The following is a 13125-nucleotide window of genomic DNA, read 5'->3' on the forward strand; positions in this document are numbered from 1 at the left end:
ATGGAACATTATTTGTCGTTATTTGTTCGCTCAATTTTTGTTGAGAACATGGCGTTATCACTTTTCTTAGGTATGTGTACCTTCTTGGCGGTATCGAAGAAAGTTAAAACTGCTATGGGTCTTGGTGTTGCGGTAATCGTAGTACTGGGTATTTCTGTACCGGTTAACCAAATCATTTATGTGAACATTCTTGCACCAGGTGCACTTGCTTGGGCTGGTTTCCCTGATGCAGATTTAAGCTTCCTGAATTTCTTAACCTTTATCGGCGTTATCGCGGCATTGGTTCAAATTTTGGAAATGAGCTTAGACAAGTTTTTCCCTGCGCTTTATAACGCGCTTGGTATCTTCCTTCCGCTAATTACGGTTAACTGCGCTATCTTCGGTGGTGTGGCATTCGCGGTACAACGTGAATACAACTTGACCGAAAGTGTTGTTTACGGCGTAGGAAGTGGTATGGGTTGGGCAATCGCAATTGTGCTTTTGGCCGCTGTACGTGAAAAGCTTAAATATGCCGATATGCCTGATGGTATTCGTGGTCTGGGCTCTGTGTTCATGATTGCGGGTCTTATGGCACTTGGCTTCCAGTCATTCACTGGTATTCAGCTGTAATCGAGCTCGGGAGCATATAAATGAATCAAGTAGAAATTTTCCTAGGCGTCGGCATGTTTATTGCCATTGTATTGGCGCTAGTATTTATCATCATGTTTGCTAAGTCGAAGCTGGTACCAAGCGGTGATGTAACTATCACCATTAATGGCGACCCAGACAAAGCAATTAAAACTGAGCCAGGCGGCAAGCTTCTTGGTGCACTAGCCGATGCAGGGTACTTCGTATCTTCAGCATGTGGTGGCGGTGGTTCATGTGGTCAGTGTCGTGTAGACGTACATTCAGGTGGTGGTGAAATACTTCCAACTGAACTTGATCACATCACTAAAGGTGAAGCTCGTGAAGGCTGTCGTTTGTCATGTCAGGTTGCGATTAAGCAAGACATGGAAATCGAACTTGAAGAGTCAGTATTTGGTGTTAAAAAGTGGGATTGTGAAGTTATTTCTAATGATAACAAAGCCACTTTCATCAAAGAACTTAAGCTTCAGATTCCTAACGGTGAAAGCGTACCTTTCCGTGCTGGTGGTTATATTCAAATTGAAGCCCCTGCGCATCATGTTAAGTACAAAGAGTTTGAAATCCCTGATGAGTATCGTGGTGATTGGGAGCGCTTTGGCTTCTTCGATATCGAATCTAAGGTAGATGAAGAAACTATTCGTGCTTACTCAATGGCTAACTACCCGGAAGAAGAAGGTATTATTATGTTGAACGTGCGTATCGCTACGCCGCCACCTAATAACCTAAGTCTACCTGCTGGTAAAATGTCATCGTACATCTGGAGCCTTAAAGAAGGCGACAAAGCGACAATCTCTGGTCCATTTGGTGAGTTCTTTGCTAAAGAAACCGAGAACGAAATGGTATTCGTTGGTGGTGGAGCTGGTATGGCACCAATGCGCTCACATATCTTCGACCAACTTCGTCGCTTAAAATCAGATCGTAAGATGAGCTTCTGGTACGGTGCACGTTCACTTCGTGAAATGTTCTATACAGAAGACTTTGATGAGTTAGCTGCAGAAAACGATAACTTCAAATGGCATGTTGCCCTTTCAGATCCTCAACCTGAGGACAACTGGGAAGGTTACACTGGGTTCATTCACCAAGTTCTTCTTGAGAACTATTTGAAAGACCACCCTGCGCCAGAAGATTGTGAGTTCTACATGTGTGGACCACCTATGATGAACGCAGCCGTTATCAACATGTTGAAAGAACTAGGTGTTGAAGACGAAAATATAATGCTTGATGACTTCGGTGGTTAATCCGAAATCGATTAAGTAAGAAAGGGGGCGAGAGCCCCCTTTTTGTTTAGTTAAAGGACCATAAACGTGATTCGATTTTTTGCACGTATAGCGTTAGCTATTATCGCTATCAGTATTCTAATGATAGCAAGTTGCAGCGACAAACCGCTTGCAGTAGCGCATCTGCAAGGCCAGACCATGGGCACGACTTATAATGTTAAGTATGTGCTTGCGGAAGGTGAAAAAGAAGTTGAAGGCTTGCAGGAAGAGATTGATGCAGAGCTCGTTAATATTAATAAATTAATGTCTACCTATGACACTACGTCTGAGTTATCTCGATTTAACCAATATCGTTATTCTGATAACTTCGAGGTGTCTAAAGAGACATTAACGGTAGTTAACGAAGCTCTGCGGTTGGCTCGTTTGAGTGACGGCGTGCTAGATGTTACGGTTGGGCCTTTGGTCAATTTGTGGGGTTTTGGACCTAATAAACGCCCTGAAAAAGTGCCAACCCAAGCCGATATCGATGCTGTACGAGATTATGTAGGCTATGAGAAATTATCTACTACGCCAACCGGTCTTATGAAGGCAAACCCTATGCTTTACGTTGATTTATCAACAATTGCAAAGGGTTATGGTGTTGATGAAGTCGCAGCCATTTTAGATGCTCATAACTTGCAGCATTACCTTGTAGAAATTGGTGGTGAAATGCGGGTTAAAGGCGAACGCGGCGATGGCAGTGAATGGCTAATTGCGATTGAAAAGCCGGTAACGACAGAACGCGCGGTACAAAAAGTGGTGTCTATAGGGACTAACGCCATAGCGACATCGGGTGATTATCGTAACTATTACGAAGAAGATGGGAAACGCTACTCTCACTTAATTGACCCGAATACCGGCTCGCCGATAACCCATGATTTGGTGTCGGTTACGGTAGTCAATCCATCTTCAATGATTGCTGATGGTTTAGCCACAGCGTTTAATGTAATGGGGTGGGAACGAGCAATTAACCTTGCAGAGCAAGAACAACTTGCTGTATTCCTCATTCGTCGCACAGCAGATGGATTTGAAGAGTATGCCACGCCAGAATTTGATAAACTGGTAACAGTAAATAACTAAGGAGTAGGCTATGTCTACGTTTATTTTAGCATTCGGTTTCTTCCTCACTATGGTACTCGCCATGGCTGTTGGCTACTTGGTGCAGCGCAAAACTATCTCAGGTAGTTGCGGTGGACTAGGCGCATTAGGAATCGCGAAAGCCTGTGATTGCCCAGAGCCTTGCGATCGCAAAAAATCTCGTATGGAAAAAGAAGAAGCGAGAGAAAAGAAATTGAATGAATGGAAACAGAATCAGATCCTTTAATCTGATCTTGTCGCTTTTTGTTAAGTCATAAAAAATACGCAAAAGCGCCACAATGTATAAATTCAGATGCGCGGTAAGTTAAAACTTACCGCGCTTTTTTTTATCTTTGATTTACTATTTGTGCAGTAAGTAGTCGCTTACTATTCATCCTGTTCGCTGGTAAGGCGAATTGATATGCTTTAGAATACTGTCTTTCTATACAGTTTTTTGTGGAGCTGTTCAATTCGTTTGGCAGTTTAGGGGGCAATACGGCATGCGAAAAATCATCCATGTAGATATGGATTGCTTTTATGCTGCGGTTGAAATGCGTGACAATCCCGCGTTACGTAATATTCCTATTGCCATTGGTGGAAGCTCTCAGCATCGAGGGGTTATTTCTACCTGTAATTACCCTGCCCGTAAATATGGCGTTCGTTCCGCCATGGCTACCGCTTACGCATTCAAGCTTTGCCCAAATCTTACCTTAGTGAAAGGGCGTATGGAGGCGTATGTAAAAGAGTCCCAACGAATCCGCGAAATATTTGCCGACTATACCGATTTAATCGAACCACTTTCGTTAGACGAAGCCTACCTCGATGTGACCAATAGCCAATATTGCGGTGGCAGTGCCACGTTAATAGCTGAAGAAATTAGAAGTCGAATTGAGTCAGAGCTGGGGTTAACCGCCTCGGCGGGCGTTGCACCCTGTAAGTTCGTAGCAAAAGTGGCCAGTGATGAGAATAAGCCTAATGGTATTTGTGTCATTACCCCGGATAAATTAGATAGTTTTGTAAGGGCTATGCCTCTTAAAAAAATTCCCGGGGTAGGTAAGGTAACAATGCAAAAGCTACAACGATTAGGCTTAGCTACCTGTAACGATGTGCGCAGTTACCCGTTTGAGCGCATACAAAAAGAATTAGGTAAATTTGGTGCGGTATTATGGGAGCGTGCTCACGGTATTGATGATCGAGAACTGTCAGTATCGAGAGAACGTAAGTCTATAGGCGTAGAGCGCACGCTAAGCAACGATATTCACTCATTGGAAGAATGTCGCGACTTTATGCCTCATTTACTAGAAAAGCTTCAGGAACGCATACAGGCGCATGAAAAGCGCACAGGCAAGCCTATTCGTATTCGTACTCAAGGGGTGAAACTTAAATTTCAAGACTTCCAGCTAACCACGGTTGAGCATCGATGCCCTTCGTTAAATGCGCATTACTTTGATACCCTACTACAAGAAGCTTACGAGCGTGCTAAAGGCCGTGGTATACGCTTAGTTGGTCTGCACATTGGTCTTGGTGAGGCACAAACCATACATCAACTCCCTTTACCCCTAGAGGGTGAGTAGAAGGGGGAAGTAAAGTGCGAGATAGGTGAGTACCTAGATGAGTAGATAGCCGAGTAGATTAGTGAATAACTTCAAAATTGAGCAACCTTATCAGACGCTTTATGAACAGAGTCCGACTTCTACCGTATTCAAATTAACAAAAAGTAAAAAGCAGGAGCCATCATGACTACCCCAAAACCTAAAAACCAAGAGCTCAAAACCCCAGGTCGCTACCGCCATTATAAAGGCAGTGATTACGACGTTTATGAAGTAGCGACACATTCAGAAGACGAGTCTTCTTTAGTGGTATATCGCCCATGTTATGGCGAAAAAGCCCTGTGGGTGCGCCCATTAAGTATGTTTGAAGAAGAGGTGCTGGTAGAAGGTAAGTCTGTCCCTCGATTTGCTTATATTGGTGAGATCCCAAACGATGAAAAAATGATCTGAACCGCAAACTAGGTCATAGTGTATTTAAATCTATTCAATAATAAGCACTCTTTAAGGGAACCCTAATGACGCACAAATTTACCCGAACTTTTCTACTTGCTGCAAGTTTAGTCTCGACTACCTTCATTCCAGCCGCTTTTTCGCAAGACCGCTTCGAAAAGGTTGAAATAGAGGCAACAGCACTAAAAGGTTCTGTGCATATGTTAACGGGGATGGGTGGCAATATCGGCGTTTCTGCCGGTGACGATGGCATTCTAATTATTGACGATCAATTCGCCCCTTTAGCTGAAAAAATTGCGACGGCACTCGGCGAGCTTGGTAGCGATAAACCAAAGTATGTGATTAACACCCATTACCACGGCGACCATACAGGCTCGAACGCGTTCTTCCACAGCCACAAAGGCGCGACTATTCTCGCCCACGATAACGTGCGCGTTCGATTAGCCAACGATGAAAAAGTATCGCCAGATGCGCTACCCGCTATCACTTATGAAAACGGCATTAAGTTACATTTCAACGGTGAAACCATTCACATTATGCATCTTGAATCAGGGCACACCGACGGCGATAGCATAGTGTGGTTTGAACAACCGGATGTTTTGCACACAGGTGACTTGTACTTTAGTGGGTTATTTCCATTTATTGATTTGAATTCTGGTGGCAGTGTTGAAGGTTACATTGATTCAGTAAAGCAAGTGTTAGCGAAAATAGATGACGATACTGTGCTCATTCCTGGTCATGGTGAACTTAGCAACAAAGCTGAGTACACTACCTTTCTTGCCATGATTGAAGAAACTTTTGCCTTTGTAAAAGCGCAGAAAGCAAAAGGCATGAGCCTTGAAGCAATTACTGAAACAGGGCTCGATAGTAAATGGGATAAGTGGGCGTGGAGCTTCATTTCTGAAGAGAAGTGGATTGCAACACTTTACGAAGAAGCTTAAGTAAGCCTGTAAGTGAGCATCTACCCAAAGCTCCCGAGGAAGCACAACTAAAAACCGTAAGGAGCAGTTGTAATACTGCTCCTACACCAGCCCCTTTTCATATGGCTGGGTCAGGTTTATTCACCGTAGGTTCTGATATCAATACTCCCTCGGAATCTGCTTTGGCATTAGGGCTAGATGAAGGGAATGACGCAGGACATACCTACCAGTTAGGGGTTAAGAACGAAAACCTAGTCAGCTACTACGATGGTAAAGTGGATGTGACTATTCCAGATCTCATTTGTGTAATTGATGAGAATACTGGTGAGCCAGTGACCAATCCGCATTATGAAATTGGCCAATCGTTAGCGGTGATTATTTTGCCTGCGCCTGATGCATTTTTAACCCCAAAGGGCTTAGCTACCTTTGGTCCAGCGTATGTTGGTGTAGATGCGCCTTATCGCCCAGCTAGCTTGCAAAACAGGCACAATAAATAGGTGTAAATTAGACGTATTGCGCGTTGCTTAGCGCGCCAAGCTTGTTTATGCTCAATGCCTGCTACTATTAACGTTTTAAAAAAGGGTGCATCGTGTGTGAACTGCTTGGCATGAGTGCCAATACGCCAACTGATTTGTGTTTTAGCTTTACCGGTCTCACCCGACGTGGTGGCGAGACAGGCCCGCACAAAGATGGCTGGGGCATGGCATTTTATGAAGGCAAGGGCATTCGCCTTTTTCACGATCCAGAGCCCTGTGCTACCTCTCAAATTGCAGAGTTTGTATCTCACCTGCCGATTAAAAGCGAAACGGCTATTTGTCATATTCGCCAAGCTAATGTAGGCAATATAAACCTTGCTAACACCCACCCTTTCACCCGTGAAATGTGGGGTAAGTATTGGGTGTTTGCCCACAATGGGCAGCTGCCTAACTTTGTACCTCGTGAAGGCATGTATGAAGCCGTTGGGGATACCGACAGCGAAGCCATGTTCTGCGACTTAATGAATCAGGTGCGCGAGAACTTGCCTCGTGATGCGATGCCGCAACAATTGGCCGATACACTGGTGGATATCGCAAAAGGCTACGCAGAGCAGGGCGTATTCAATTGTTTATTAAGCAATGGCGACTGGTTGTTTTCATTTTGTAGCACCAAAATGGCGAGCATTACCCGCCGTGCCCCGTTTGGCCCAGCTTGCCTCAGCGACGTGGAGGTAGAGATTGATTTTGCTGCAGAAACCACACCCAACGATGTGGTGAGTATCATTGCCACTGCGCCACTAACTCATGACGAACAATGGGATATTTACGAGCGTGGTGAATGGAAACTATGGCAGCAAGGCGAGGTGATTGCCAGCGGTAAAGTGGATGTTCCTGTGCACAAATCTGAAGCGGCCATGACAAGTCCGAGCCCTGATCCTAGCGCTAACTCACTCAAGCTCAATCCTTAGAAAGTCACAACTGTCACGTAATTGTCACCGTACTGTAATTGACTTCCACCCTTACATATCTGAATATCCATATATTACAAATTTCATATGTGACTTGCCGAAGCATACGTTAATGCTCCGCAGTTCTATGATGGTTCAATTAATCACTGGCTAAACCCAAACCTAGCCTTTCAGCACTATTACACCAGTGGTGATGATAACCCCAATGACAACCGCTATGATCAGTTTGAACGGTTATTTGGTGGCAGGCGCACCGACTTAAACAATACTTCTATTCATGGGCCGTTAACACCTGCAAACCTAACTGCGACAGGGTTTCGCGTTGAGTTTCGCCCACATGCAAACTGGGATGGCAGGATTCATTATTCTGCCGCTACCTTGTCGTCAAACACAGATAGCTTTGTTATTGGTAAATATCAGGATCCGTCAGGGCAAAGCGGTGATGATATTGGCCACACAGTCGATTCCCGTATCCGTTTTTGGACAGACGATAAAGCATGGATGTTTGATGCAGGTTTCTCGCTATTGTTCGCGGGCAATTACCTTGAGTCGATACGAGAGCAAGAGGGTTTGCCTACCTCCACCACGCGCTTCGGTTATGTGCAATTGAGCTATCAATTTTAGCCAAAGAAACCTTACTGCGATTGTTTAAACGTAGAGCGACTATGCGTTGAGGGTTTCTACAATCAACGACTGAATTTTTTGATAACGTAATGGCAACGAACGGTGGGGCGTTTTCACAAAGTAAAGAGGTTCGGCAACATCGTTTGTGGCGGGGTATATCGTTAAACTTTCAGTGGCGTTGGTAAAGCTATCAAGTACTTTAATGGGCAGTACGGTAAAGCCCAGCCCTTTGCTTACGGGTAATAAAATTTGAGACAGCTGATTAATGTAACCACGCTTTGGCAACCGACTAGGATCTAATTGCATTAGGGCCTGCTCGCCCGAGTGGCTAAAGTAAAGTTTTAGGTAGTGCATGGCGTCGGGGTGGTTAATTAACCCAAGCGATAGCAAGATATCGGCAATGTCTTTCTCTTGGCTACTTCTAGCATTATCAGCACTATTATCAGCACTATTCGTACTTAAATTACCAAGAGCACCTTTGGGCAATATAAGCCCCAAAGATTCGCTACCGATCTTTTCAGACGAAAACAATTCTTCATCCGGTTGTTGCGTGACGATGCCTAATTCTAGAGTAGATGCGTGAATGCTATTGAGGATGGTTCGGTTGGGCGCAACTTCTAAATGTATACTCAAACTCGGATGGGCAACCTGTAGCTCAACAAGTACAGGGTACAAACGCTGAGCCAACGCACCCGAGCAACCAATTAAACACTTTCCTTCGTAGGGCGCATCAAACTTTAAGCTTTCTATGAGTGCCTGTTCATGCTTACTCAAGCTTTGCGCATAGTCGTAAACCCGTTGCCCTTGTTCAGTTAACTCTACACCTTTACCCAAGCGAATGAGCAACTCACAGCCACAGGCTACTTCCAACTTTTTTATGTGTTGGCTCACACCGGGCTGCGTCATAAATCGTTGTTCTGCGGTACGGGTAAAATTCCCCGTTTCTACTAGCACTTTGAACGTATCAAGCCACTGTGGATTTAGCATGGTATAAATTAAAATTATGGATTTGAGAATTAATCATAATTTCTAGTGTTTGCTTTGTCTAGTTAATATACGTGCATACTTTACTCCGAGGAGATAACGATGACTGAAGCAGTTAACACCCCTTATCCACGTACATTTTCGCACATTGGTATTTCGGTTCCAGACCTTGATGCCGCAGTTAAATTTTACACTGAAGTACTAGGCTGGTACTTAATTATGAAGCCCACTGAGATTGTTGAAGATGATTCAGCCATTGGCGAGATGTGTACCGACGTATTTGGTGCAGGTTGGGATAAATTCCGTATTGCTCACCTTTCAACGGGCGACCGTGTGGGTGTAGAAATTTTCGAGTTTAAAAATCAGGAAAACCCTGAAAATAACTTCGAATACTGGAAAACGGGCGTGTTCCATTTCTGTGTTCAAGACCCTGACGTTGAAGGCTTGGCAGAAAAAATTGTAGAAGCCGGTGGTAAAAAGCGCATGAAAGCACCGCGTTACTATTACCCAGGCGAGAAGCCTTACCGCATGATTTACATGGAAGACCCGTTTGGCAACATTTTAGAAATTTATAGCCACAGCTATGAACTTCATTATGCCAGCGGTGCCTATCAATAGGTAAAGAAGGCAATAGGTAAAGAAGGCAATAGATAAAGAAGCACAATAGGTAAAGGCGAGTGGCTCACTCGCCTTTTTAATGGGCAGGAAAGCTACCGTATTGGTACTTCTATTAGCACTTAACCCCATTGCCCCGCAACATAAGGGTTGCTGGCTTTTTCTTTTGCTACCGTGGTGGTAGGGCCATGACCAGGATAAATCTCCATATCGTCAGGCAGCGTTAAAATATTCGCGTTTATTGAATCGATTAGCTGTTGATGATTTCCCTGAGGGAAATCAGTGCGCCCAATCGAGCCTGCAAAAATCACATCACCTACAATAACCTTGTTACTCGTTCGCTCCACCAGAACCACATGGCCAGGGGTATGTCCCGGACAGTGCAGCACCTCAAGCGTTAGCTCGCCAACTGAAATGGTATCTTTGTCATTTAACCATTGGTTAGGCACAAAGGGCGTGGCAGGTGGAAAGCCAAACATTTGGCTTTGCTGCATAAGGGCATCTAGCCAAAACTTGTCCCCCAGATGTGGCCCTATTATCGGCACATCGTAATGTTTAGCCAGTTCGACGGTGCCACCTACATGGTCTAAATGACCGTGGGTAAGAATGATTTTTTCAATAGTGACCTGATTATCCGACGCCGCGCCGATAAGTTTCTGTATATCTCCGCCAGGGTCAACAAATGCCCCCTGTTTACTACCTGCGTCCCAAATAAGCGAACAGTTTTGAGCAAATGGCGTAACCGGTATAATAACAATTTCCAATGTGCTGCCTCCCAACAACGGCTATTTCGAAAACACTTGTTTGCCTGCTATGTAGGTAGCATGCACTTGGGTTTTCCAAATATCTTTTTTATCAATGGTGAAGATATCTTGATCAACCAGAATAAAATCAGCCCATTTGCCCGGTGTAAGGGTGCCAAGTGTATCTTCCATATGTCCCGCGTAAGCGGCATCTAATGTAAAGCCTTTAAAGGCTTGCTCAATAGTAAGCGCTTCGTGTGCATACCAGCCTTTCACCGGTTGATTGTCTCTGTCTTGACGGGTTACCGCAGCGTGCAAACCATAAAATGGGTTTGCCAATTCGACAGGAAAATCTGAGCCTAATGGCAAAGGAATGCCTGATTCAAGTAAAGTTTGCCACGCATAAGCACCTTCCATTCTGTCTTTTCCGATACGATCTTCAGCCATATTTTTATCGCTGGTGGCATGTGTTGGTTGCATGGATGGCAATACATCTAACTCGGCAAAACGAGCGAGATCTTCAGGCGCGATAACTTGCGCATGTTCTATTCGGTTACGTAATTCACTACCGCCAATAGCAGCAAATGTTTTTTCAAATTCATTAAGCGCAACATGATTCGCTTTGTCGCCAATAGCGTGGTAATTCAATTGAAACCCAGCACCGATGACCGACGTAAATAACGGCGTCATGTCCTCAGGTTGAGTGAGTAATAAACCATGCTGGTGGGGAGCGTCAGAGTAGGGAGCTAATAAGGCTGCGCCTCTACTGCCAAGGGCTCCGTCACCGTAAGCTTTGACTGAACGAATGTACAAATAATCGTTAGCGTCCCGTATTGGCCCTTTTCCAAGTAGTTTACTTAAGTCAGGGTCAGTGGCGCTTATCATGGCGTATATTCGAATGGGTAATTCAGCTTGAACTGCTTGTTTAATATAGAAGTCGTACACACCACGTCCGACACCCGCATCATGCATCGACGTGATACCATTTGATAGTAAGTGCTTACCTGCGGCATCAAGTTGGCGTTTATAAACCGCATTGCTCTGTGTTGGTACATAGGGTTCGACTAATGCCATGGCATTGTCAATTAATACCCCAGTTGGCTCGCCGTTGGCATCTTTAACTATCTCACCGCCCACCGGCGTGGGGGTGTCTTTGGTAATACCCGCCAAGGTGAGGGTTTTGGTATTAGCCCAACCCGCATGGCGATCTACACGAGTTAGCCATACCGGCCGGTCGGACACTTTTTTATCCAAATCAGCACTGGTGGGAAAGGCTCTATCAGACCATAATTCTTGGTTCCACCCTCGGCCAGTAATCCATGGTTGCGTGCTATTCGCCAGTGCATATTCTGCTACGCTATCAGCGGCATTGGCAGCACTGGTACTTTCACGTAAATTAACTTCAAGTAGGTTGGCACCTAAGCCCAATAAATGCCCGTGCGCATCAATAAGCCCCGGCAACATTACGCGGCCTTTACCATCAATGGTGTTGGTAATATTTAACGTTTGAGCAGTGGTCTCATCTGCTTTTATATCGAGAGAAAGCACTTTGCCTTCGTCTATAAGAATCGATGTGAACGATACTAGCTCAGCATCTTCATTCAGCGTGTAACCTTTTACGTTGGTAAAAAGTGTTGCTGCACACGCGACACCCGATAGTGTGGCTATAGCAAGCGCGCCACCGAATTTAAGAATGAAGCGTTTAATGCCGTATCTGTTACTTTGATTAGGGGTAATTCCACTTACTCTTTCTGTTGTATTAACGTGCATTTTTAGCATGCTTATTCTTCCATGTTAATAATAGGGGGTTGTAGTAAAAAGTCGCGCTGCCAAATTTCGGCCATAGAGGCTTGGCTTATATTGCCGCCTGATAGCATAACCAATGCCGTTTGCCCTGGTGGCGTGTTAGCAGCCCAAGCAGCAACGGCTGCCATACTCATGGCACAAGTGGGCTCTATATGGAGTTTTAATAGGTGCTGTAGCCATTGCGTCCAATAGGCTATTTGTAGTTCATCCACTTCGTAAAAATCATCAAGCGCTTGTAATAGCGGAAAGGTTACATTGCCAACCGAGGGCGTTGCTGCGCCGTCGGCAAGGGTTACTGGCGGCGCATCAAGGGCTACTATTTCGCCTTGCTGTAATGACTGAGATGCATCGTTGGCAGCCAGTGGTTCAGCTCCAATCACTAACGCATCGGGTTGTAACGCACGGGCCGCAAGCAACGTGCCCGATAACAGGCCACCACCGCCACAAGGTGCAAAGATAGCATCTACCTTTCCTGTATCTTCTAACGCTTCCATGGCCGCGGTGCCTTGACCTGCCACTATGTCTGGATGGTTGAAAGGTGGGATCCACACAATCCCTTCTTCTTCGGCTGCATTGTCCACGGCGATATCTGCTTCTTGGCGAGTGGGGAACAACTTAAGTGTTGCACCATAACTTTCAGTGGCTGCTGCTTTAATCGGAGAAATGGTTTCGCTAGCGAAAATAGTCGCGGGAATGCCATATTTTGAGGCGGCGTATGCCACGGCTTGAGCATGATTACCTGAACTATTTGCCACCACCTTTTTAGGTAGTTCACCACCTTCATCTAAGTGGGCCAAGAAATTTAGTGCGCCGCGAAGCTTAAACGCGCCTATGGTTTGAAGGCACTCAGCTTTGAATAAAATACGGTGTCCCATCCACTTATTTAACAAGCTCGATTCCATAATGGGCGTACGCTTTACGTGGTCTTTTATTCTGCCATACGCTTGTACAACGTCGGAGTAGGAGAGTTGGGTTTCGCTTGAGTGCATGAGTAACGCCTTGTATCTGCATGGGAAACACGTTTATCTAAAC

General features: G+C 45.1%; 15 protein-coding genes. 11 read left to right on the forward strand and 4 right to left on the reverse strand.

The features are described from left to right. The 10 genes from nqrE to AMBT_RS22065 all read left to right on the forward strand — a co-directional run bounded on the left by nqrE (position 1) and on the right by AMBT_RS22065 (position 7945). Complete coding sequence (gene nqrE, locus AMBT_RS00485) at positions 1 to 609, forward strand: NADH:ubiquinone reductase (Na(+)-transporting) subunit E (protein WP_013782594.1); 609 nt, start codon at positions 1 to 3, stop codon at positions 607 to 609. A 20-nt stretch (positions 610 to 629) separates the two neighbouring features. Beyond that, positions 630 to 1862 (forward strand): NADH:ubiquinone reductase (Na(+)-transporting) subunit F, encoded by a 1233-nt coding sequence (nqrF, locus tag AMBT_RS00490; protein WP_013782595.1) that lies wholly within the window; start codon positions 630 to 632, stop codon positions 1860 to 1862. 66 nt (positions 1863 to 1928) lie between these two features. Then, positions 1929 to 2960, forward strand: a complete 1032-nt coding sequence (locus AMBT_RS00495) for an FAD:protein FMN transferase (protein ID WP_013782596.1) — start codon at positions 1929 to 1931, stop codon at positions 2958 to 2960. 10 nt (positions 2961 to 2970) lie between these two features. Further along, positions 2971 to 3204, forward strand: coding sequence for a (Na+)-NQR maturation NqrM (nqrM, locus tag AMBT_RS00500; RefSeq protein ID WP_013782597.1), 234 nt, complete (start codon positions 2971 to 2973; stop codon positions 3202 to 3204). A gap of 253 nt (positions 3205 to 3457) precedes the next feature. After that, positions 3458 to 4531 (forward strand): DNA polymerase IV, encoded by a 1074-nt coding sequence (gene dinB, locus AMBT_RS00505; RefSeq protein ID WP_013782598.1) that lies wholly within the window; start codon positions 3458 to 3460, stop codon positions 4529 to 4531. Positions 4532 to 4693: 162 nt separating this feature from the next. Next, positions 4694 to 4957 carry a DUF1653 domain-containing protein gene (locus tag AMBT_RS00510; RefSeq protein ID WP_013782599.1) on the forward strand — a complete coding sequence of 88 codons (264 nt, stop codon included), beginning with the start codon at positions 4694 to 4696 and terminating at the stop codon, positions 4955 to 4957. 65 nt (positions 4958 to 5022) lie between these two features. Continuing rightward, positions 5023 to 5898: an MBL fold metallo-hydrolase gene (locus tag AMBT_RS00515; protein WP_013782600.1), complete on the forward strand. Its 876-nt coding sequence runs from the start codon at positions 5023 to 5025 to the stop codon at positions 5896 to 5898. A gap of 101 nt (positions 5899 to 5999) precedes the next feature. After that, a complete protein-coding gene (locus tag AMBT_RS21800) occupies positions 6000 to 6374 on the forward strand; it encodes an S-methyl thiohydantoin desulfurase domain-containing protein (RefSeq protein ID WP_148259064.1) in 375 nt (124 codons plus the stop codon). 92 nt (positions 6375 to 6466) lie between these two features. Then, positions 6467 to 7321, forward strand: coding sequence for a class II glutamine amidotransferase (locus AMBT_RS00525; RefSeq protein WP_013782602.1), 855 nt, complete (start codon positions 6467 to 6469; stop codon positions 7319 to 7321). A gap of 138 nt (positions 7322 to 7459) precedes the next feature. Next, complete coding sequence (locus tag AMBT_RS22065; RefSeq protein WP_083820118.1) at positions 7460 to 7945, forward strand: alginate export family protein; 486 nt, start codon at positions 7460 to 7462, stop codon at positions 7943 to 7945. Between the two features lie 39 nt (positions 7946 to 7984). Here the strand turns inward: AMBT_RS22065 and AMBT_RS00535 are convergent, their stop codons facing one another. After that, entirely contained in the window at positions 7985 to 8932 is a 948-nt protein-coding gene (locus AMBT_RS00535) for a LysR family transcriptional regulator (RefSeq protein ID WP_013782604.1), read from the reverse strand. A gap of 99 nt (positions 8933 to 9031) precedes the next feature. Here AMBT_RS00535 and AMBT_RS00540 point away from each other — a divergent pair, with 99 nt between their 5' ends. After that, complete coding sequence (locus tag AMBT_RS00540) at positions 9032 to 9547, forward strand: lactoylglutathione lyase family protein (RefSeq protein WP_013782605.1); 516 nt, start codon at positions 9032 to 9034, stop codon at positions 9545 to 9547. Between the two features lie 119 nt (positions 9548 to 9666). Here AMBT_RS00540 and AMBT_RS00545 read toward each other — a convergent pair whose 3' ends face one another. The 3 genes from AMBT_RS00545 to AMBT_RS00555 are packed head-to-tail and all read right to left on the reverse strand — an operon-like array spanning position 9667 to position 13082. Next, the gene (locus AMBT_RS00545; protein ID WP_013782606.1) at positions 9667 to 10308 is read right to left on the reverse strand and encodes an MBL fold metallo-hydrolase; all 642 of its coding nucleotides are present in this window, start codon (positions 10306 to 10308) and stop codon (positions 9667 to 9669) included. A gap of 21 nt (positions 10309 to 10329) precedes the next feature. Beyond that, positions 10330 to 12066: an amidohydrolase gene (locus tag AMBT_RS00550; RefSeq protein WP_013782607.1), complete on the reverse strand. Its 1737-nt coding sequence runs from the start codon at positions 12064 to 12066 to the stop codon at positions 10330 to 10332. Positions 12067 to 12068: 2 nt separating this feature from the next. Next, positions 12069 to 13082 (reverse strand): serine/threonine dehydratase, encoded by a 1014-nt coding sequence (locus tag AMBT_RS00555; protein WP_013782608.1) that lies wholly within the window; start codon positions 13080 to 13082, stop codon positions 12069 to 12071. Positions 13083 to 13125 lie beyond the last annotated feature (43 nt).

Origin of the sequence: Alteromonas naphthalenivorans, from assembly GCF_000213655.1 — a bacterium.
Classification (GTDB): Bacteria; Pseudomonadota; Gammaproteobacteria; order Enterobacterales; family Alteromonadaceae; genus Alteromonas; species Alteromonas naphthalenivorans.